25 protein-coding genes are annotated in these 20756 nt (G+C 60.0%); 17 read left to right on the top strand and 8 right to left on the bottom strand.

Annotated features, from left to right (window positions below; all coding sequences use genetic code 11):
* Window positions 1-24: 24 nt before the first annotated feature.
* Genes GHO25_RS15315 through pilG form a run of 4 tightly spaced genes read right to left on the bottom strand, consistent with a single transcriptional unit; the run spans window position 25 to window position 3514 of the window.
* Window positions 25-2082, bottom strand: a complete 2058-nt coding sequence (locus GHO25_RS15315) for a methyl-accepting chemotaxis protein (RefSeq protein WP_153391147.1) — start codon at window positions 2080-2082, stop codon at window positions 25-27.
* A 53-nt stretch (window positions 2083-2135) separates the two neighbouring features.
* On the bottom strand, window positions 2136-2675 hold the full coding sequence (locus tag GHO25_RS15310) for a chemotaxis protein CheW (RefSeq protein WP_153391146.1): 540 nt from the start codon (window positions 2673-2675) through the stop codon (window positions 2136-2138).
* 10 nt (window positions 2676-2685) lie between these two features.
* Entirely contained in the window at window positions 2686-3063 is a 378-nt protein-coding gene (pilH, locus tag GHO25_RS15305) for a twitching motility response regulator PilH (RefSeq protein ID WP_153391145.1), read from the bottom strand.
* A gap of 43 nt (window positions 3064-3106) precedes the next feature.
* Window positions 3107-3514, bottom strand: coding sequence for a twitching motility response regulator PilG (gene pilG, locus GHO25_RS15300; protein ID WP_048370938.1), 408 nt, complete (start codon window positions 3512-3514; stop codon window positions 3107-3109).
* 340 nt (window positions 3515-3854) lie between these two features.
* Here pilG and gshB point away from each other — a divergent pair, with 340 nt between their 5' ends.
* From gshB to GHO25_RS15265, 7 genes are all read left to right on the top strand, one after another.
* Window positions 3855-4826 (top strand): glutathione synthase, encoded by a 972-nt coding sequence (gshB, locus tag GHO25_RS15295; RefSeq protein ID WP_153327168.1) that lies wholly within the window; start codon window positions 3855-3857, stop codon window positions 4824-4826.
* Window positions 4827-4928: 102 nt separating this feature from the next.
* Window positions 4929-5828, top strand: a complete 900-nt coding sequence (locus GHO25_RS15290; protein WP_153367951.1) for an energy transducer TonB — start codon at window positions 4929-4931, stop codon at window positions 5826-5828.
* A 59-nt stretch (window positions 5829-5887) separates the two neighbouring features.
* Window positions 5888-6460, top strand: coding sequence for a YqgE/AlgH family protein (locus tag GHO25_RS15285; protein ID WP_048385075.1), 573 nt, complete (start codon window positions 5888-5890; stop codon window positions 6458-6460).
* Complete coding sequence (gene ruvX, locus GHO25_RS15280) at window positions 6460-6900, top strand: Holliday junction resolvase RuvX (protein ID WP_048370946.1); 441 nt, start codon at window positions 6460-6462, stop codon at window positions 6898-6900. The genes GHO25_RS15285 and ruvX overlap by 1 nt, the downstream gene beginning before the upstream one ends.
* A gap of 83 nt (window positions 6901-6983) precedes the next feature.
* Window positions 6984-7502: a bifunctional pyr operon transcriptional regulator/uracil phosphoribosyltransferase PyrR gene (gene pyrR, locus GHO25_RS15275; protein WP_123750809.1), complete on the top strand. Its 519-nt coding sequence runs from the start codon at window positions 6984-6986 to the stop codon at window positions 7500-7502.
* A 12-nt stretch (window positions 7503-7514) separates the two neighbouring features.
* Complete coding sequence (locus GHO25_RS15270; RefSeq protein ID WP_153391144.1) at window positions 7515-8519, top strand: aspartate carbamoyltransferase catalytic subunit; 1005 nt, start codon at window positions 7515-7517, stop codon at window positions 8517-8519.
* Entirely contained in the window at window positions 8516-9787 is a 1272-nt protein-coding gene (locus GHO25_RS15265) for a dihydroorotase (RefSeq protein WP_178110102.1), read from the top strand. The genes GHO25_RS15270 and GHO25_RS15265 overlap by 4 nt, the downstream gene beginning before the upstream one ends.
* A 99-nt stretch (window positions 9788-9886) precedes the next feature.
* On the opposite strand, the gene GHO25_RS15260 is transcribed toward GHO25_RS15265, so the two are convergent.
* Window positions 9887-10303: an NINE protein gene (locus tag GHO25_RS15260; RefSeq protein WP_048370954.1), complete on the bottom strand. Its 417-nt coding sequence runs from the start codon at window positions 10301-10303 to the stop codon at window positions 9887-9889.
* Window positions 10304-10555: 252 nt separating this feature from the next.
* Between GHO25_RS15260 and GHO25_RS15255 the strand changes: the two genes are divergently transcribed.
* Window positions 10556-11203, top strand: coding sequence for a C40 family peptidase (locus GHO25_RS15255; protein WP_153391143.1), 648 nt, complete (start codon window positions 10556-10558; stop codon window positions 11201-11203).
* A 79-nt stretch (window positions 11204-11282) separates the two neighbouring features.
* Here the strand turns inward: GHO25_RS15255 and GHO25_RS15250 are convergent, their stop codons facing one another.
* Window positions 11283-12272, bottom strand: a complete 990-nt coding sequence (locus GHO25_RS15250; RefSeq protein WP_153391142.1) for a type IV pilus twitching motility protein PilT — start codon at window positions 12270-12272, stop codon at window positions 11283-11285.
* 57 nt (window positions 12273-12329) lie between these two features.
* Here GHO25_RS15250 and GHO25_RS15245 point away from each other — a divergent pair, with 57 nt between their 5' ends.
* The 9 genes from GHO25_RS15245 to GHO25_RS15205 all read left to right on the top strand — a co-directional run bounded on the left by GHO25_RS15245 (window position 12330) and on the right by GHO25_RS15205 (window position 18973).
* Entirely contained in the window at window positions 12330-13016 is a 687-nt protein-coding gene (locus GHO25_RS15245; protein WP_153391141.1) for a YggS family pyridoxal phosphate-dependent enzyme, read from the top strand.
* 31 nt (window positions 13017-13047) lie between these two features.
* Window positions 13048-13866, top strand: a complete 819-nt coding sequence (gene proC / locus GHO25_RS15240; RefSeq protein WP_048385087.1) for a pyrroline-5-carboxylate reductase — start codon at window positions 13048-13050, stop codon at window positions 13864-13866.
* 11 nt (window positions 13867-13877) lie between these two features.
* On the top strand, window positions 13878-14465 hold the full coding sequence (locus tag GHO25_RS15235; protein WP_048370963.1) for a YggT family protein: 588 nt from the start codon (window positions 13878-13880) through the stop codon (window positions 14463-14465).
* 152 nt (window positions 14466-14617) lie between these two features.
* A complete protein-coding gene (locus GHO25_RS15230) occupies window positions 14618-15757 on the top strand; it encodes a homoserine O-acetyltransferase (protein WP_048385090.1) in 1140 nt (379 codons plus the stop codon).
* Window positions 15758-15764: 7 nt separating this feature from the next.
* Window positions 15765-16385, top strand: a complete 621-nt coding sequence (gene metW / locus GHO25_RS15225; RefSeq protein ID WP_048370967.1) for a methionine biosynthesis protein MetW — start codon at window positions 15765-15767, stop codon at window positions 16383-16385.
* A 25-nt stretch (window positions 16386-16410) separates the two neighbouring features.
* Window positions 16411-16833 (top strand): DUF4426 domain-containing protein, encoded by a 423-nt coding sequence (locus GHO25_RS15220; RefSeq protein WP_048370974.1) that lies wholly within the window; start codon window positions 16411-16413, stop codon window positions 16831-16833.
* Entirely contained in the window at window positions 16830-17426 is a 597-nt protein-coding gene (rdgB, locus tag GHO25_RS15215; RefSeq protein ID WP_048370975.1) for an RdgB/HAM1 family non-canonical purine NTP pyrophosphatase, read from the top strand. Before GHO25_RS15220 ends, rdgB begins: the two co-directional genes overlap by 4 nt.
* Window positions 17423-18637 (top strand): radical SAM family heme chaperone HemW, encoded by a 1215-nt coding sequence (hemW, locus tag GHO25_RS15210; RefSeq protein WP_153327157.1) that lies wholly within the window; start codon window positions 17423-17425, stop codon window positions 18635-18637. The genes rdgB and hemW overlap by 4 nt, the downstream gene beginning before the upstream one ends.
* A gap of 9 nt (window positions 18638-18646) precedes the next feature.
* Window positions 18647-18973, top strand: coding sequence for a DUF3392 domain-containing protein (locus tag GHO25_RS15205; RefSeq protein ID WP_019409176.1), 327 nt, complete (start codon window positions 18647-18649; stop codon window positions 18971-18973).
* 225 nt (window positions 18974-19198) lie between these two features.
* Here GHO25_RS15205 and trmB read toward each other — a convergent pair whose 3' ends face one another.
* Together trmB and GHO25_RS15195 are read right to left on the bottom strand one after the other, a co-directional pair.
* Window positions 19199-19921, bottom strand: a complete 723-nt coding sequence (gene trmB / locus GHO25_RS15200; RefSeq protein WP_048370979.1) for a tRNA (guanosine(46)-N7)-methyltransferase TrmB — start codon at window positions 19919-19921, stop codon at window positions 19199-19201.
* Between the two features lie 9 nt (window positions 19922-19930).
* On the bottom strand, window positions 19931-20725 hold the full coding sequence (locus GHO25_RS15195) for a thiazole synthase (protein WP_153367941.1): 795 nt from the start codon (window positions 20723-20725) through the stop codon (window positions 19931-19933).
* Between the last annotated feature and the right edge of the window lie 31 nt (window positions 20726-20756).

Here is a 20756-nt window from a genome sequence, read left to right as displayed (position 1 = left end):
AACAACTCCAGTCTGAATGTCGCACTACTGCGGCTCTCGGGGTTTTGGCGAGGCGGGCAAGGTGAAACCGGACACCGAGCGGCGCAGTTGGCTGGCCATCTTGGCCAGGTTACCAATGCTGTCGGCGGTGGCGGTCGAGCCGGACGAAGTTTGATGGGTGATTTGCTGAATGACGTTCATGGTCAGGGAGATCTGCGCAGCCGAGCTGGTTTGCTCTTGCGCCGCATTGGAGATGCGCTGAATGAGGTCAGCGAGGTTTTGCGACACCCCTTCGATCTCTTCCAGCGCCACCCCGGCATCGTGGGCCAAGCGCGCACCGCGCACCACTTCGGTAGTGGTTTGCTCCATGGAAATCACCGCTTCATTGGTGTCGGCCTGAATGGCCCGCACCAGCGTCTCGATTTGCCGGGTCGCCGCCGACGAGCGCTCAGCCAGACGCTGCACTTCGTCCGCCACCACGGCAAACCCGCGCCCGGCATCACCGGCCATGGACGCCTGAATAGCGGCGTTCAACGCCAGAATGTTGGTCTGGTCGGCAATGTCATCAATCAGGCTGACAATGTCGCCGATTTCCTGCGAAGACTCGCCCAACCGTTTGATGCGCTTGGCCGTGTCCTGGATCTGGTCGCGAATGTTGTCCATGCCGCGAATGGTGTTGTGCACCACTTCGTTGCCTTTGTTGGCAATCGCCACCGAACGCTCGGCCACCGCCGAGGATTCAGAGGCGTTGGCCGACACTTGATCAATCGACTGCGCCATATGCTGCACCGACCCGGACGCCTCGGCGATCTGCTGCGCCTGATGCTCCGAAGACTCCGCCAGTTGCATGGCCGAGGCCTGGGTTTCCTGCACGGCAGCCGCCACCTGGCCTGCTGTCAGGTTGATGGTGGCCACCAGTTCGCGCAGTTGGTCGATGGAATAGTTGATGGAGTCGGCAATCGCCCCAGTAAAGTCTTCGGTAACCGAGGCGGTCACGGTCAGGTCGCCGTCGGCCAGGTCTTCGATTTCGTCGAGCAGCCGCATGATCGCGTTCTGATTGCGCTCGTTCTTTTCAGCGGTTTCACGCAGTTGCCGATTGGTCTCGCGCACCATCACCAGCCCGATCAGGATGATTGATGCCAGCGCCAGCAAGCCCAGAACGTAGCCACCGATGATGTCCAGCGAGCGACCGTTGGCCAGATTCTCAAAACCGTTGGCCAGGGTTGAGGCTTCATCGAGCAGGGTCTGCGACAGGCTGAAAATGGTGTTGGCCGCTTCACGCACGTGGAACAACTGGGGCGAGGTTTCGAGAATTTCATCCACCGAGCCCGAGACAAACTGGAACAGTTCGGAAATCTCCAGCAGGCGTGCCCGGGCGTCCTTGTCTTCGACTTTAGGAATGCGCAGCCCGTCATTGCCTTCGAGCATGGCATTAAGCACTTGGCCGAAACGATTGGCATCACGGCCAAACGCATCGGCCGCCTGCGCCGCCGTTTCATCGCCCGCCAGCACCGTGTTGACCGCGCCTAATATGCGCTCGGCCAGCAACGACTGGCGCTGGGCCAATGCCACCTGGCTGGCCGGGGCGCCGCGCTGCAGCAAAATTTCGACAACTTTTTCGTACTCAACCTGGAGCTGCGGCACGGTCTCGGCCAAGGTGGCCGCCACTTGGTGCAGCGACAGCACGGTTTGCTCGCTGGCCAGAATCGCGTTGGTGCTGTCCAGCAACTGTTCCCAGTCGCGCTGAACCGACTGCATTTCTTTGTGTACCGCTACCGGCGCAGGCGGCAGTCCGGTGCTGGGGTCACCTTTTTGCAGGTACTCCCAACGCTGGCTGAAGTCGTTGCGCGCATCGCCCAGCAACTTGAACGCGGCGGCTTTGCCAGCGGCAGCTTCGGTGGCGTTTTTGGCGATGCGCTGGGACAGCACGCGCAGCTCGCCCGCGTGGCTGATGTATTGCTTGTCGTAGTTGGACTGGGTGTTGAGGTAAGCAAAGTTGGCGAACAACAGCATGATGAACACGATCAGGGCGATAAAAAGCACGATGATCTGCGAACGACTGCGCGACCCTTCCAGTGGTTTAGCGGTATTGGCTGTGCTCATCAGTCAGGCCTTGGCATCCCGTAGTAAAGCAAAAGGTAAAACGCGTGCCCCACTCACACCGCGACGGCCCAGAACTGGGGCGCCTGGGCCAGCACGAACGGGCTGAACACCCACCACTCTGGCTGGCCGGCAAAGCGTCCCTGGATAAAAGGCACCAACATCAGGTTGGGTAACGCCTGCACCTGGGTGTCCAGCTCAGTTTGGTCAAAGTGCTGCATGCCCAGCACTTCATCCACCTGCAAGCCGACAAACACGTCTTTGTATTCCAGCACCATCACCCGCCGTTGCTTGCGCAGGGGCGACGGCTCAAGCCCGAAAAAGCTGCACAGATCAATGATCGGCAGCAATTGCCCACGCAGGTTGGCCACCCCTTTAACCCACGGCTTTACCCCAGGCAGCAAGGTAAACCGTGGCTCGTGGAGGATCTCGGCGATTTCGCCCATGGGCGCCACAAAACAATGCTCGCCCATCCGAAAACCGATGCCGCTCCAACTCCCGGCCTGTGCCTGCACCGGCGCCAGACCTGCTGCCAAAGCGCGGCAGCGTTGGTCTATCTCAAACAGCAGTTCGAAGGCGGTCAGTGAGTCAGGCATTGGCAGGCCGTCATTGAGGGCGGCTGTCAGCCAGCACGTTCTTGAGCGTCAGGATCAGCTTTTGTTCGTCCACCGGTTTGGTGATGTAAGCCTTGGCGCCCTGACGCGTTGCCCAGACCATGTCGGTTTCCTGGTCTTTGGTGGTCACCATGATGACCGGAATATGGTTGGTTTCCGGGTCTTTGCTCAGTTGGCGCGTGGCCTGAAACCCATTAAGACCGGGCATCACGATGTCCATCAGCACCGCATCGGGTTTTTCCTGACGGGCCAGGGCCACGCCATCTGCGCCGTTTTCAGCCTTCAGCGCAACATGACCATGTTTTTCCAACATACCGGTCAGTTTGAACATTTCGGTCGGCGAGTCATCGACGATCAGAATGCGAGCCATGGTGTTCCCCATCTAAAAGGTAATCGGCCCTCGGGGCCGAGCGTCATTGAACGTTCGGGACGATATCAAAACCCGGTACATGGGCCTTGATGGCATTCAGCAGTTCATCTCTGCTGAAGGGCTTGGTCAAAAATTGATCAGAGCCGACAATGCGTCCCTTGGCCTTGTCAAACAAACCGTCCTTGGAGGACAACATGATCACCGGGGTCATTTTGAACGCCCGGTTGTTCTTGATCAGGGCGCACGTCTGATAGCCATCCAGGCGCGGCATCATGATGTCGACAAAAATAATGTGTGGATGATGATCAACAATCTTGGCCAACGCATCAAAACCGTCGATGGCCGTAATGACCTCGCAGCCCACGTTTTTCAGCAAGGTTTCAGCGGTCCGGCGAATGGTTTTCGAGTCATCGATCACCATCACCTTCAAGGCGCTGGAATGCGTGTCCATATGTGCCCTACCATCGCCACGGCGACCCGTTTTGTTACAACTGTGTCGCCTAAAACCGCAAATCCTTGAAGGACAAGGGCTGTAAGCACTGTGCGAGCCTTTTTAGCACAGTCGCGACCTGCAATACACACCTCTCACTGATCGCTGAAACACATCGTAGGAGCTGCCGAAGGCTGCGATCTTTTGATGTTGGCAGATCAAAAGATCGCAGCCTTCGGCAGCTCCTACGCGGTTTTTGGCCAGCAATCGACACTATGTCGCTTGACCAAGCCCCTGCTCAGCGCCACTCTGGCGCCACTTTTCTACGCCTTTTGCCCACTATTTAATCGAGGAATTTGCCATGAGCGTTCGAGTCGGGATTGTCATGGACCCCATTGCGGACATCTCCTATAAAAAGGACAGCTCGCTGGCCATGCTGCTGGCCGCACAGGCACGTGGCTGGACCCTGTTTTATATGGAGCAGCAAGACCTTTACCTGACCGAAGGCAAGGCCCGCGCGCGCATGAAGCCGCTGAAAGTGTTCGCCAACCCTGAAAAGTGGTTTGAGCTGGAGGCCGAGGCCGACACTGCCCTGAGCGATCTGGATGTGATCCTGATGCGCAAGGACCCGCCCTTCGACATGGAATTTGTGTACACCACCTATCTGCTCGAACAAGCCGAACGCGACGGTGTGCTGATCGTCAACAAGCCGCAGAGCCTGCGTGACTGCAACGAAAAACTGTTCGCCACCCAATTCACCCAGTGCACGCCACCAACCGTGGTCAGCCGTCGCGCCGATGTGTTGCGTGAATTCGCGGCGCAGTACGGCGATGTGATCCTCAAGCCGCTGGACGGCATGGGCGGCACCTCGATCTTCCGCCACCGGGTCGGTGATCCCAACCTGTCGGTGATCCTCGAAACCCTGACTGCCAACGGCACCCAGCAAATCATGGCGCAAGGCTACTTGCCGGGCATCAAGGACGGCGACAAGCGCATCCTGATGATCGACGGCGAGCCGGTGCCTTATTGCCTGGCGCGGATCCCGGCACAAGGCGAAACCCGTGGCAACCTGGCCGCTGGCGGCCGTGGCGAAGCCCGCCCGCTGAGCGAAAAGGACCGTTGGATTGCAGCCCAGGTCGGCCCAACCCTGCGTGAAAAGGGCCTGTTGTTTGTAGGATTGGACGTTATCGGTGAGCACCTGACCGAAATCAACGTCACCAGCCCGACCTGCATCCGGGAAATCGACAACGCCTTTGGTACCAACATCGGCGCACTGTTGATGGATGCGATTGAGCGCAAGCTTGAAGCTGCAAGCCACAAGCCGCAAGTTTAAAGCGGACCGGCTTTAACTTGCCGCTTGTAGCTTGCCCCTTGCAGCTAAAAACCAACATTGCGGTATCATGCCGAACCGCAAAACCCGCGATGTTGGTTTTTTATGACACTCCCCAGCGACCTGCCCCCTGAACTGCGCCACACCGGCGTGCGCGCAGCTGATCGCCTGGGTTTTGCCCTGTTTATCGCAGCCCTGCTGCATATCGCGGTGATTGTGGGCGTGGGTTTCAGCGCCAGCGAGCCCAAGCAAATCAGCAAAACCCTGGAAATTACCCTCTCGACGTTCAAGAGCGAAAAAGCCCCGGAGAAAGCTGACTTTCTGGCGCAGGACAATCAGCAAGGCAGCGGCACGCTGGACAAAAAAGCCGTGCCCAAGACCACTGAAGTGGCGCCGTTCCAGGACAACACCGTCAAAAAGGTCACCCCGCCCCCGGCCGCCAAGCCGGAGCAACCCAAGGCCGCGCCCAAAGCCGCCGTGACCACTGTGGCGCCCAAGCCTAAAAAAGCCCCGAGCGAGCCGCAAAAAACCAAGACTGAGGCGGCGCCCAAGGCCAATATTCCGACGTTCGACAGCTCGCAGCTGTCCAGCGAGATTTCCAGCCTCGAAGCCGAACTGGCCAACGAGCAGCAGTTGTATGCCAAGCGCCCTAAGATCTACCGCATGAGCGCAGCCTCGACCATGCGCGACAAAGGCGCCTGGTACAAAGAAGACTGGCGCAAGAAAATCGAGCGCGTGGGCAACCTCAATTACCCCGAGCAGGCCCGCCGCGAAAAAATCTACGGCAAGCTGCGCTTGCTGGTGTCGATCAACCGCGACGGTTCGTTACACGAGGTGCTGGTGCTTGAGTCCTCGGGGCAACCGCTGCTGGATCAGGCCGCGCAACGCATCGTGCGGCTGGCAGCACCTTTTGCACCGTTTACCGGCGACCTGGCCGATATCGACCGTTTAGAGATCATTCGTACCTGGCGCTTCGGCCCGGGGGATCAGTTGTCGAGTAATTAAGCGGCAATCTTCATCCCCTCAACTTGTCAGTTGCCCTTGTCAGCGCCACACTTACGCCCATGAAAAAGCACACGCCAACGTACCTCAAGCACCAATTGCTGATGGCCATGCCGCATATGGCCGACCCTAACTTTGCCCACACGTTGACGTATATCGTCGAACACACGGCCAATGGGGCCATGGGGCTGGTGATCAACCGCCCGATGGATCTGAATCTGGCGGACATTCTTGAGCAGTTGCGCCCCGACGTGCTTTCGTCGCCTTTGTGTCAGCACATTCCGGTCTACGGTGGCGGCCCGGTGATGGTTGATCGCGGTTTTGTCTTGCACCCCGCCACGATGAACTTTGACGCCACGGTCGAGCTGCAGGACGGGCTGGCCCTGACCACTTCGGTCGACATCCTGTTCAGCATTGCTGACGGTCGCGGCCCGCAGCGCAGCCTGATCTGCCTGGGCTACGCCGGGTGGGACGCCGGCCAACTGGAGGCCGAACTGGCCGACAACGCCTGGCTGACCTGCCCGTATTCAAGCGACATTCTGTTTGCAACCTCCAGCGAACTGCGCCTAGACGCGGCCGCCAAACACCTGGGAGTGAACCTCAATTTGTTAACCAGTCAAGCAGGCCATTCCTGATGGCCAGCCTTCGTTTATTGCTGGGTTTCGACTACGGCACCCGCTCCATCGGTGTCGCCGTGGGCCAGATGGTCACCGGCCAGGCCCGCGAGTTGTGCAACCTGAAAGCCGAAAACGGCATTCCCAAGTGGGAAGAAATCGAAAAGCTGATCAAAGAGTGGCAGCCCGACGCCATGGTGGTCGGCATGCCGCTGAACATGGACGGCACCCCGAGCGAGTTCTGCGCCCGCGCGCAAAAATTTGCCAATCGCCTCAATGGCCGCTTCAATCTGCCCGTGTTTACCCACGATGAACGCCTGACGACCTTCGAAGCCAAGGGCGAACGCCGGTCTCAGGGCGGCCAGCGTGGCAGTTACCGCGACAACCCCGTCGATGCCATCGCCGCCAAACTGGTGCTGCAAGGCTGGCTCGACGAACACCCGGCACCACCTCAAGCCTGACGCTGCGTTTGCCTCACTGACGCGCCCCATTGTTTGCGCCCGCCGCCGCACGCTTTGCCACGCGGGCCTGTTAAGGAGCCACCATGATATTGCCTGTCCCCGCTGAACTGATCTCCCAGATGGCCGTTGACCTCAAAACCCATCTGGAACGTCGCGGCATCACCGAGCCGCGTTTTATCGGCATTCGCACGGGCGGTATCTGGGTTGCTCAGGCGCTGCTGCGCGCGCTGGGCAGCGACTCGCCGCTGGGCACGCTGGACGTGTCGTTCTACCGCGACGACTTCAGCCAGAACGGCCTGCACCCGCAAGTGCGCCCCTCGGACCTGCCATTCGAAATCGAAGGCCAGCACCTGGTGCTGATCGATGACGTGCTGATGAGTGGCCGCACCATCCGCGCCGCGCTCAACGAGCTGTTCGACTATGGCCGCCCGGCCAGCGTGACCCTGGTCAGCCTGCTGGACCTGAACGCCGCCGAGCTGCCGATCCGCCCGAACGTGGTCGGCGCGACCTTGTCACTCAAGCCCACCGAGCGGGTGAAATTGTCCGGCCCGGCGCCGCTGACCCTCGAACTTCAAGATTCATCTCTAGAACCCGCCCTTTAAGAGACCATTGCGATGACGCCTCCAGACGCCAAGCGCCCGCTACAGCTCAATGATCAGGGCCAGCTGCGCCACTTCCTGTCGCTCGACGGGTTGAACCGCGAGTTGCTGACTGAAATCCTCGACACCGCAGACTCGTTCCTTGAAGTCGGCGCCCGAGCGGTTAAAAAAGTCCCGCTGCTGCGCGGCAAGACCGTGTGCAACGTGTTCTTTGAAAACTCGACCCGCACCCGCACCACGTTCGAAATGGCCGCCCAGCGCCTCTCGGCTGACGTGATCACGCTGAACGTGTCGACCTCGTCGGCGAGCAAGGGCGAAACCCTGCTCGACACCCTGCGCAACCTGGAAGCCATGGCCGCTGACATGTTCGTGGTGCGCCACGGTGACTCCGGCGCCGCGCACTTTATTGCCGAGCACGTATGCCCGCAGGTCGCGATCATCAACGGCGGCGACGGCCGCCACGCGCACCCGACCCAGGGCATGCTCGACATGCTCACGATTCGTCGGCACAAAGGCGGCTTTGAAAACCTTTCGGTGGCCATTGTTGGCGACATTCTGCACTCACGGGTGGCGCGCTCGAACATGATCGCCCTGAAAACCCTGGGCTGTAAGGACATCCGCGTGATCGCGCCGAAAACCCTGTTGCCGATCGGAATCGAGCAATACGGCGTGAAGGTGTACACCGACATGAACGAAGGCCTGAAAGACGTCGACGTGGTGATCATGTTGCGCCTGCAACGCGAGCGCATGGCCGGTGGCCTGCTGCCGAGCGAGGGCGAGTTCTACCGCCTGTTCGGCCTGACCACGGCACGTCTGGCGGGCGCCAAGCCAGACGCCATCGTCATGCACCCCGGCCCGATCAACCGTGGCGTGGAGATTGAGTCGGCGGTGGCCGACGGCCCGCACTCGGTGATCCTCAACCAGGTGACTTACGGCATCGCGGTGCGCATGGCGGTGTTGTCCATGACTATGAGCGGGCAAACCGCCCAGCGCCAAATCGAACAGGAGAAGGCCCAGTGAAACTCAGCATTCTCGGCGCCCGCGTCATCGATCCTGCCAGCCAGTTGGATCAAATCACCGACCTGCACCTGGAAGCAGGCAAAATCGTCGCCATTGGCGCCGCACCTGCCGGCTTCACCCCAAGCCAGACCCTCGACGCCAAAGGCCTGGTAGCCGCACCGGGGCTGGTTGACCTGAACGTCGCCCTGCGCGAGCCGGGTTACAGCCGCAAAGGCACCATCGCCAGCGAAACCCGTGCCGCTGCGGCCGGTGGCGTGACCAGCCTGTGCTGCCCGCCACAGACCAAGCCGGTGCTCGACACCTCGGCTGTGGCTGAACTGATCCTCGACCGCGCCCGTGAGGCCGGCAACTGCAAAGTGTTCCCGATTGGCGCCCTGAGCAAAGGCCTCGACGGCGAACAACTGGCCGAGCTGATTGCCCTGCGTGACGCCGGTTGCGTAGCCTTCGGCAACGGCCTCAACAGCTTCGCCAATACCCGCACCCTGTGCCGGGCGCTGGAATACGCGGCGACGTTCGACCTGACGGTGATCTTCCATTCCCAAGACCGTGACCTGGCAGAAGGCGGCATCGCCCATGACGGCCCGATGGCGGCTTTCCGTGGTTTGCCGGGCATCCCGGAAACCGCCGAGACCGTGGCCCTGGCCCGCGACCTGTTGCTGGTTGAGCAAAGCGGCGTACGTGCGCACTTCAGCCAGCTGACCAGCGCACGCGGTGTGGCGCTGATTGCTCAGGCGCAGGCACGCGGCTTGAAAGTGACCGCCGATGTGGCGCTGTATCAGCTGATTTTGACGGATGAGGCGCTGGTGGATTTCTCCAGCGTGTACCACGTGCAACCGCCGCTGCGCACCCGCGCAGACCGCGACGGATTGCGTGCAGCGGTGAAGTCGGGCGTGGTGCAGGCGATTTCCAGCCATCACCAGCCACACGAGCGTGACGCCAAACTGGCACCGTTCGGCGCGACTGAACCGGGCATGAGCAGCGTTGAACTGCTGCTGCCATTGGCAATGACGTTGGTAGAAGACGGTTTGCTGGACTTGCCGACCTTGCTCGCACGCCTCAGCGCGGGCCCGGCCCAGGCCTTGCGCCTGCCCGCTGGCAGCTTGACGGTGGGTGCACCGGCTGACCTGGTGTTGTTCGACCCGGCCGCGTCGACCGTGGCCGGTGAGAAGTGGTATTCCAAGGGCGACAACTGCGCGTTCCTCGGCCACTGCCTGCCGGGCGCCGTGCGTTACACGCTGGTGAATGGGCGGATCAGTTACGAGGGCTAAGGCCCCATCTGACCTTTGTAGGAGCGAGCTCGTCTCGCGATCTTTTGATTGTTTAAAAGATCGCGAGGCAAGCTCGCTCCTACAGGTTTTGGCGTTGGCTTAACGACGATCAGCGTTCTCAATCGAGATCTGGTCGTTCAAGGTCCAGAAGTCATACAGCACGCCAATCAGGAAGAAACCGCCCGTCAGCAGGTAAAGGATCCCGGTGATCCACTTGCCCATGTACATGCGGTGCACGCCAAACACTCCCAGGAACGTCAGCAGGATCCACGCCACGTTGTAGTCCGTGCTCCCCGCGGTAAACCGCAGGTCGGCTTCACGGTCCATGCTCGGGATCAGGAACAAGTCGATCAGCCAGCCGATCCCCAACAAACCAAACGTGAAAAACCAGATCGTCCCGGTCACCGGCTTGCCGTAATAGAAGCGGTGCGCCCCCAGAAAACCAAAAATCCAGAGCAAATAACCCAGCACCTTGCTGTGGGTATCGTGCTGTGTTGCGTCTCGATAGCCGCTCATAAATGCCCTCTTTGCCAGTGATAGAAAAAATTTCTGATTTTTTTTGTGACTTTTTTACTGTCTCGCAACAGGTAAAAGTGTCTTACAAAAAATGGCTCAAAGCCTTGTACTACCTGACCTGTACCGTTTTCCTGTGACAATTTGTCACCGTCCTACGCCCTTTTGACCCTCAAGTCGAGTCGACAAACGGCCTGAGAAAGGACAAAAAAGCTGTTATAAAGTTTCGCGCTAATAACCATTGAGCCCTGCCGAATGCGTCCTTTATTCAAGACATGGCTAACCATTTGCCTTTTAATGCCACTGGCCGCCCACGCCACCAACCGTGAGCAACATCTTCCGTCCGGCTTCACTGGCTACACCGCAAAGTCATCTGCGAGTGCGCCTTATGTTGCCACTAACAGCAAAACCAAGGTTGTATCACGCCCAACAGCGAGTAAAGCCCACCGCAAGGCCCCCGGCAAAATTGCCACTGCTTCTTTGGCAGCCGCCAACAAGCAAAGCAGTGCCGTACTGAGCCGCGCCGTGAACGTGTTGGGTACTCCTTATCGTTGGGGCGGTAGCAGCCCAAGTAAAGGGTTTGATTGCAGCGGTTTGGTGAAATATGCGTTTAACGACGTTAAAGCCGTTAATTTGCCGCGCAGTTCCAGCGAAATGGCCAGCGGCCATGGGCAAAAAGTTGATCGCAAGGATTTGAAACCCGGCGACTTGCTGTTTTTCAACATCAAGAGCCGCAAGGTCAACCACGTCGCCATTTATCTGGGCAACGACCGGTTTATCCACGCGCCGCGCCGCGGTAAGTCGGTGACCATCGACACCCTGAAAAAGCCTTACTGGCAGAGCCACTACGTGGTTGCCAAGCGCGTGTTGCCTAAAGAGACCCTGCGGGTCGCTCAGCGCTAAATCCTGCCTGTAAGAGCGAGCTTGCCTCGCGATCTTTTGACTGTTTAAAAGATCGCGAGGCAAGCTCGCTCCTACACGGTTATATCAAGCCGTTTTCCTTCAGCCGCTTCAGGCTCATCTCCAGTGTCTGCATCCCTGCCGCCGCGCCGGTCTGGATCGCCGAGACCATCTGCGCCACTTTGTTTTCCCGGATCAGGTTACGAATCGCAGGCGTGGCCAGCATGATTTCGTGCGCCGCGACCCGGCCTTCGCCCACCCGCTTGACCAATGTTTGCGCAATCACCCCTTGCAGTGACTCAGACAACATCGTGCGCACCATGGCCTTTTCATCGGCGGCGAACACGTCAATGATGCGGTCGACGGCTTTGGCCGCTGATGCGGTGTGCAACGTCGCCAGCACCAGGTGCCCGGTTTCTGCCGCCGTCAGCGCCAGGCGGATGGTCTCCAGGTCGCGCAGTTCTCCGAGCATGATCACGTCCGGGTCTTCACGCAGCGCCGACCGTAGCGCCGCCGCCACGCTGTGGGTGTCGCGGTGCACTTCGCGCTGGTTGATCAGGCACTGGCGGGGCGCGTGCAGGTACTCAATCGGGTCTTCGATGGTAAGGATGTGCTGTTGGCGGGTTGCGTTGATGTGATCAATCATTGCGGCCAGGGTGGTGCTCTTGCCCGAGCCCGTCGCGCCGGTGACCAGCACCAGCCCCTGTGACAGGCCACAGAGCCCTTTAAACACCTCACCCAGCCCCAACCCTTCCAGGCTGGGGACTTGCGACGTAATGCTGCGAAACACCGCCCCGGCTCCGCGCTGCTGCTCAAAGGCATTGACCCGAAAGCGTCCCAGTCCGGGCACTGCGTACGAAAAATCAGCTTCGTGGGCGGATTCAAAGGCTGAACGCTGCGCGCTATTCATCACGCTGTGGATAAGTTCACGCACCGCGGCCGGGGTCAGCACCGGCAGGTCGCTACGCTGTATGTCACCATCCACCCGCAGCATGGGCGCCACGCCCGCTGACAGGTGCAGGTCTGATGCCCCGTGTTTGACGCTGAACGCCAACAGGTCGGCGATATCCATACCCCCTCCCAATTCCAGTAGAATGCCGCAGACTTTTACAACGGCGGGCTTAATTGAATGTCCACGATAGCAGGCAACATTGCTCAGGTTGAGGCGCGTATCCGTGCAGCGGCAGAGGCTGTGCAACGTGATGTAACGAGCATTCACTTACTCGCGGTCAGCAAGACCAAACCCGCAGCCGCCCTGCGCGAGGCGTACGCCGCCGGCATTCGCGATTTTGGCGAGAATTATCTGCAAGAAGCCCGTGCCAAACAGATCGAATTAACCGACCTGCCCTTGAGTTGGCACTTCATCGGCCCCATTCAATCGAACAAGACGCGTGAGATCGCCGAGCATTTTGCGTGGGTGCATTCCGTAGACCGCTTGAAGATTGCCCAGCGCCTCTCGGAACAACGCCCGGCCGACTTGCCCCCGCTCAATATCTGCATTCAGGTTAATGTCAGCGGTGAGGCCAGCAAGTCAGGCTGCACGCCTGAGGACCTGCCAGCCCTGGCGGCGGCAATCCAGGCGTTGCCACGTTTGACGTTGCGCGGTTTGATGGCGATTCCGGAACCCACCGAGGTGCGCGCCGAGCAAGACGCCGCGTTTGCCAAGGTACGATCATTGCAACAAAGCCTGAACATGGGGCTCGATACACTCTCCATGGGCATGAGCCACGACCTGGAGTCGGCCATTGCCCAAGGCGCGACGTGGGTGCGTGTCGGCACCGCGTTGTTTGGCGCCCGCGATTACGGCCAGGCTTGAGACACTCGCCCAACTTTTATAAGGATCGGTTATGAGCAAAACGCGTATTGCCTTTATCGGGGCCGGCAACATGGCTTCCAGCCTGATCGGCGGCCTGCGGGCCAAAGGTCTGGATGCTGCACAGATCCGCGCCTGCGATCCCGGCGCCGAGACCCGGGCCAAGGTCGCGGCCGAGCACGGCATTGAGGTTTTCGCCGACAACGCGCAGGCCGTGCAAGACGCTGACGTGATTGTGATTGCGGTCAAACCGCAAGCCATGAAGGCCGTGTGCCTGGACCTGCGCCCGCACCTCAAACCGCATCAATTGTTGGTGTCGGTAGCCGCCGGCATCACCAGCGCCAGCCTGCTGAACTGGGTCGGTGCACAGCCGCTGGTTCGCTGCATGCCGAACACCCCGGCCTTGCTGGGCAAGGGCGTGAGCGGTCTGTTCGCCACTGAGTCGGTGACCGCCGAACAGCGTCAGCAAGCCGACGAGCTGCTGTCTGCCGTGGGCATCGTGGTGTGGGTCGACACTGAAGCACAGATCGACGCAGTAACCGCCGTGTCGGGCAGCGGCCCGGCGTATTTCTTCCTGCTGATCGAAGCCATGACCGCCGCTGGCGTCAAGCTCGGCCTGCCCCGTGAAGTGGCCGAGCAACTGGCGCAACACACCTCGCTGGGGGCTGCCCACATGGCCGTGTCCAGCGGCATCGACGCGGCTGAGCTGCGCCGCCGGGTCACTTCGCCCGCGGGCACCACCGAAGCGGCGATCAAGTCGTTCCAGGCAGACGGCTTTGAAGCCATCGTCGAAAAAGCATTGAGTGCCGCCGCGCACCGCTCGGCCGAAATGGCCGAACAATTGGGTCAATAAAGGAGCACATGATGTCTGGACTTAATGGCGCTGCCATTTTTGTGATTCAAACCCTGGGTAGCCTCTACCTGCTGATCGTGCTGCTGCGTTTTATCCTGCAACTGGTCCGCGCCAACTTCTACAACCCGCTGTGCCAGTTCACCGTGCGCGCCACGCAACCGTTGCTCAAGCCGATGCGCCGGGTGATCCCGAGCCTGTTCGGGCTGGACATGTCATCGCTGGTGCTGGCCATTCTGGTGCAGATGGTGATCTTCGCCGTGGTCCTGACGCTGAGCTACATGTCCTTCAACATCCTCGGGCTTCTGGCCTGGGCGTTGATCGGCGTGTTTACGCTGTTTTTGAAGGTGTTCTTCTTCGCCATCATCATCAGCGTGATCCTCTCGTGGGTTGCACCGGGCGGCGCCAGCCCGGCCGCTGAGCTGGTTAACCAGATCACCGAGCCTGCCCTGGCTCCGTTCCGCCGTATGCTGCCGAGCATGGGCGGCCTGGATATCTCGCCGATTCTGGCGTTCATGGTCATCCAGTTGCTGCAAAGCTACGTCATCCCGCCTTTGGCGATGTACGTCGGCATGCCGGTCGTGCTGTTCGGCCTGATCTAACGAAAAAACCTGTAGGAGCGAGCTTGCCTCGCGATCTTTTAAAACATCAAAAGATCGCGAGACAAGCTCGCTCCTACAGAGGTTTGAGCATTGCTTGCCGCTCTGCCCCCCGCTCATTAGACTTACGCCTCATTTGAATGAGAGCAGGGTCAATGCCAGCTGCCTTTCCCCCCGATTCCGTTGGTCTGGTCGTGCCGCAAATCGCGCACTTCAGCGAACCGCTGGCGTTAGCCTGTGGCCGTTCACTGCCTGCCTATGATCTGATTTACGAAACCTATGGCCAGCTCAATGCAACGGCCAGCAATGCCGTGCTGATCTGCCATGCGCTTTCCGGGCATCACCATGCGGCCGGTTACCACAGTGCCGACGAGCGCAAGCCCGGCTGGTGGGACAGCTGTATCGGCCCCGGCAAGCCGATCGACACCAACAAGTTCTTCGTGGTCAGCCTCAACAATCTTGGCGGCTGCAATGGCTCAACCGGCCCAAGCAGCCTCAACCCTGAAACCGGCCGCCCGTTTGGCGCCGATTTCCCGGTGCTGACTGTGGAAGACTGGGTGCACAGCCAGGCTCGCCTGGCCGACCGTCTGGGCATCAACCAGTGGGCAGCCGTGATCGGCGGCAGCCTGGGCGGCATGCAGGCGTTGCAGTGGAGCATCAGCTACCCGGATCGCCTGCGCCATTGCCTGGCCATTGCCTCGGCGCCCAAATTGTCCGCGCAGAACATCGCGTTCAACGAAGTGGCGCGTCAGGCCATCCTCACCGACCCTGAGTTCCACGGCGGCTCGTTCCAGGAACAAGGCGTGATCCCCAAGCGTGGCCTGATGCTGGCGCGCATGGTCGGGCACATCACTTACCTGTCCGATGACTCCATGGGCGAAAAATTCGGCCGTGGCCTGAAAAACGAAAACCTCAACTACGACTTTCACAGCGTCGAGTTCCAGGTAGAAAGCTACCTGCGCTATCAGGGCGAGGAGTTTTCCGGGCGTTTCGACGCCAATACCTACCTGTTGATGACCAAAGCGCTGGACTACTTCGACCCGGCCGCCAACTACAACGACGACCTGGCCAAAACCTTTGCCGGGGCCAAGGCACGCTTTTGCGTTATGTCATTCACCACCGACTGGCGCTTCTCGCCGGCGCGCTCGCGTGAACTGGTGGATGCGCTGATGGCGGCGAAAAAAGACGTTTGCTACCTCGAGATCGATGCACCGCAGGGCCATGACGCCTTCCTGATTCCGATCCCGCGCTACCTGCAAGCCTTCAGCAATTACATGAACCGAATAGACCTGTGAGAACGCCATGAGAGCCGACCTGGAAATCATCCAAGACTGGATCCCCGCTGGCAGCCGCGTACTCGACCTCGGTTGTGGTGATGGCGAACTGCTGAGCTGGCTGCGCGACAACAAGCAAGTCACCGGCTACGGCCTGGAAAACGACCCGGACAACATTGCCGAGTGCGTGGCCAAAGGCATCAACGTGATCGAGCAAGACCTGGACAAAGGGCTGGGCAACTTTGCCAGCAACAGCTTCGACATCGTGGTCATGACCCAGGCGCTGCAAGCGGTGCACTACCCTGACCGGATCCTCGACGAGATGCTGCGCGTCGGCCGCCAGTGCATCATCACCTTCCCGAACTTCGGTCACTGGCGTTGCCGCTGGTATCTGGCCAGCAAAGGTCGCATGCCTGTTTCCGAATTTCTGCCGTACACCTGGTACAACACGCCGAACATTCACTTCTGCACCTTCGAAGACTTTGAAGAGCTGTGCCGTGAGCGCGAAGCCCGCGTGATCAACCGCCTTGCTGTAGATCAACAACACCGGCACGGATGGGCGAGTAAGTTATGGCCTAACCTGTTGGGTGAGATTGGCATTTACCGTGTCAGCAGTCCTGGCCTGCAGGATCATCAAATCGCGGTTTAAATCAGGGTTCACAAGGAGAAGGGCTATGGGTCGGATTGGATTACTGCTGCTGTCGATGTGCTTCGCCGTTCAGGCGATGGCTGCGGGGGCCACCCAGGTGGGCGGCACCGTGGTGAACTACAACGCCTTCATGACCAACTTCCTGAGCCCTGAGATCACCGCCAGGTACGGCCTGCAACGCAGTGACCAACTGGGTGCGCTGAACTTCAACCTGTCCAAAGATGATCAAAAAATAGCCAGCACGATCAAGGGCACTTACCGCGAAACTGGTGATAAAAAAGCTAAACCGCTCACCTTCAAACAGGTGATCAATGACCAGGGGGCGATTGATTACTTCGCCCAGTTCCCGGTCCAGCCCGCTAAAGTCTATGTGTTCGCCATTGAGCTTAAGGTCAACGGTGAAACCAAAGACATCGAATTTTCCCAAGAGGTCGCTCCGCTCCAATGATTAACCTTACGCAACTGGTTTTGGCTAGCCACAACGCCGGCAAACTCAAAGAACTTCAGGCCATGCTCGGCGAGTCGGTGCAGTTGCGCTCGATTGGAGAATTCAGCAGCGTTGAGCCGGATGAAACCGGCTTGTCGTTCGTTGAAAACGCGATTCTTAAAGCGCGCAACGCGGCACGTATCTCGGGCTTGCCGGCACTGGCAGACGACTCGGGGCTGGCGGTGGACTTTCTCGGGGGCGCACCGGGCATTTACTCGGCCCGTTATGCCGACGGCAAAGGCGATGCGGCGAACAACGCCAAGCTGCTCGACGCCTTGAAAGACGTGCCAGAAGCCGAGCGCGGCGCGCAATTTGTGTGCGTGCTGGCGCTGGTACGCCACGCTGACGACCCGCTGCCAATTATCTGCGAAGGCTTGTGGCACGGCCGCATCCTGCACGCGGCCAGCGGCGAGCACGGTTTTGGTTACGACCCGCTGTTTTGGGTGCCGGAGCGCAACTGCTCCAGCGCTGAACTCAGCCCGGCCGAGAAAAACCAGTTGAGCCACCGCGCCCGCGCCATGGACTTGCTGCGTCAGCGTTTGGGCCTGAAATGACCCATGACACCCCTTCACAGCCGCTCTATCTGGGTGCGGCTGGCTTTACTCAGCAGGCGCCGCGCGCGCCGCTGACGCAACTGCCACCCCTGTCGCTCTACATCCATATTCCGTGGTGCGTGCGCAAATGCCCGTACTGCGACTTCAACTCGCACACTGCAAGCCCGGTGTTGCCCGAAGAAGAATACGTCGACGCGCTGCTGGCCGACCTCGATCAAGACCTGCACGCGGTCTATGGCCGCGAGCTGAGCTCGATCTTTTTTGGCGGCGGCACGCCGAGCCTGTTCAGCGCCCAGGCGCTGGGCCGCTTGCTCAAGGGGGTCGAAGCGCGCATCCCGTTTGCCAGCGACATCGAAATCACCCTCGAAGCCAACCCCGGCACATTTGAGCAAGAAAAGTTTGTGGCCTACCGCCAACTGGGGATCAATCGCCTGTCGATTGGCATCCAGAGTTTTCAGCAAGAAAAACTCCAGGCACTGGGCCGTATCCACAACGGTGACGAAGCCGTGCGCGCCGCCGGGATGGCGCGTCAGGCGGGCTTTGATAACTTCAACCTCGACTTGATGCACGGTTTGCCCGATCAGAGCCTGGAAGACGCCCTGAGCGACCTGCGCCAGGCCATTGCCCTCAAACCGACACATCTGTCGTGGTATCAACTGACGCTGGAACCCAACACGGTGTTCTGGAACAAGCCGCCTGATTTGCCCGAAGACGACACCTTGTGGGACATCCAGGAAGCGGGCCAGGCGTTGCTCGCCGAACACGGCTACGCCCAATACGAAGTGTCGGCCTACGCCCAGCCGGGTCGCCCGGCGCGGCACAACCTGAACTACTGGAGCTTTGGTGACTTTATCGGTATTGGCGCTGGCGCTCATGGGAAATTGAGCCATCCTGATGGCCGAATCGTCCGCACCTGGAAGACCCGTCTTCCAAAGGACTACCTCAATCCAGCCAAAAACTTTCAAGCCGGTGAGAAAACCCTGACAGCGGAAGAGCTACCTTTTGAGTTTCTAATGAACGCCTTGCGTCTTACCGACGGCGTCGACTCATCGCTCTACCCGCAGCGCACCGGTTTGCCCCTTCAGAGTTTGAATGAGGGACGGCAGGCGGCAGAACAAAGCGGCTTATTGCAGGTCGAACCGACACGCTTGGCGGCGACCGCCCGAGGGCAGTTGTTTCTCAACGACTTGTTACAGCACTTTCTGATCTAAGGAACGCGAATGGACTTGGTACTTGACCTGCTTGCCACCGTGTCACGCTGGAGCCGCAGCCATCTCTCCGAGATATCCCTGGCCCTGATTGGCTGCCTGCTGGTGCTGTTTGGTGCGGACTTTAAAGGGTGGGTCGAACAGCGTCTGGGCAGCATCGCCGGTGCCTTGCGCGTTCCCTTGATGGCCCTGCTGTGCCTGATCGGCAGCGGCGCCGCCCTGATCTACGCCACCCCATGGGTTGAGCGCGGCCTGAGCCAATTCAACAACTACAGCCTTGCGCCGGTGTTGTTGGTAGTACTGGTGTTGATCGGCGTAGTCGCAGATCGCCGCGGATAACCCCGCATAAACCATCCGTAGCAGCTGCCGAGCTCCGCGAGGCTGCGTCCGATTGCGTAGCGATCGTAAATGCTGAATGCCAGATCTAACTGAAGCACCGTGGCAACCCATTTACGACGACTGCGTCGTCGGACGTAGCCTCGCGGAGCTCGGCAACTGCTACGAGGTTTCTGGCACGTAATACGACTATGGGAGCTGGCAAGCCAGCTGCCTCAGATTTAACGTTTACGCCAACTTCTCGAACTTCAAATCCCACACGCCATGCCCAAGACGTTCGCCACGGCGTTCGAATTTGGTCACCGGGCGCTCGGCCGGGCGCGGGACGCACTGGCCGTCTTCGGCCAGGTTGCGGTAACCCGGCGCGACGTTCATGACTTCCAGCATGTACTCGGCATACGGTTCCCAGTCGGTCGCCATGTGCAGCACGCCACCCACTTTCAGCTTGGAACGCACCAGTTCGGCAAACGATGCCTGGACGATGCGGCGCTTGTGGTGACGGCTCTTGTGCCATGGGTCCGGGAAGAACAGCAGCAGGCGGTCGAGGCTGTTGTCAGCCACGCAGCGGGTCAGGACTTCGATCGCGTCGCAGTCGTATACCCGCAGGTTAGTCAGGCCCTGGGTCAGCACGCCGTTAAGCAGCGCGCCCACACCCGGACGGTGAACCTCGACGCCGATGAAGTCTTGCTCAGGCGAAGCCGCCGCCATTTCCAGCAGGGAGTGACCCATGCCGAAGCCGATTTCCAAGGTGCGCGGGGCCGAGCGACCAAACACCTGGTCGTAATCGACCGGCGCATCGGCCAGCGGCAGCACGTACAGCGGCGCGCCTTGATCCAGGCCGCGTTGCTGGCCTTCGGTCATGCGCCCGGCACGCATCACAAAGCTCTTGATGCGGCGGTGCTGGCGGTCGTCGCCTTCTTCCAGGGTTGGGGTGTCGAGTGATTCAGTCATCAGTGGCTCTTACTTGATCAGACCATCCAGCGGCGAGGAGGCGCTGGCATAGAGTTTTTTCGGCATGCGCCCGGCCAGATACGCCAGACGGCCCGCCACAATGGCGTGCTTCATGGCTTCGGCCATGATGATTGGATGCTGGGCGTTGGCGATGGCTGAGTTCATCAGCACGGCTTCGCAGCCCATTTCCATGGCGATGGTGGCGTCGGAGGCAGTGCCTACGCCCGCGTCCACCAGCACCGGGATTTTCGCTTCTTCCAGAATGATCCGCAGGTTGTACGGGTTGCAGATGCCCAACCCCGTGCCGATCAGGCCCGCCAGCGGCATGACCGCGATGCAGCCCATGGCTTCAAGCTCGCGGGCGATGATCGGGTCATCGCTGGTGTACACCATCACGTCAAAACCGTCCTGGACCAGCACTTCGGCGGCCTTGAGGGTTTCGATCACGTTCGGGAACAGGGTTTTCTGGTCTGCCAGCACTTCAAGTTTGACCAGGTTGTGGCCGTCGAGCAGCTCACGGGCCAGTCGGCAGGTACGCACGGCTTCAACCGCGTCGTAGCACCCGGCGGTGTTCGGCAGGATGGTGTAGCGATCTGGCGGCAACACGTCGAGCAGGTTCGGCTCGCCGGGGTTTTGCCCGATGTTGGTACGACGCACAGCGACGGTGACGATTTCTGCGCCCGAGGCTTCGATGGCCAGGCGGGTTTCTTCCAGGTCACGGTATTTGCCGGTGCCTACCAGCAAACGCGACTGGTACGTACGGCCGGCCAACACGAAAGGCTTGTCGCTGCGAACATTGCTCATCGGGAATCCTCTTCTGATTGTGTGCACTGTG

The organism is Pseudomonas sp. FSL R10-1350 (assembly GCF_009600525.1).
GTDB classification, from domain to species: domain Bacteria; phylum Pseudomonadota; class Gammaproteobacteria; order Pseudomonadales; family Pseudomonadaceae; genus Aquipseudomonas; species Aquipseudomonas helleri.
The sequence above is the reverse complement of the archived record's forward strand: the minus strand, read 5'-3'. Positions and strand labels throughout refer to the sequence as shown.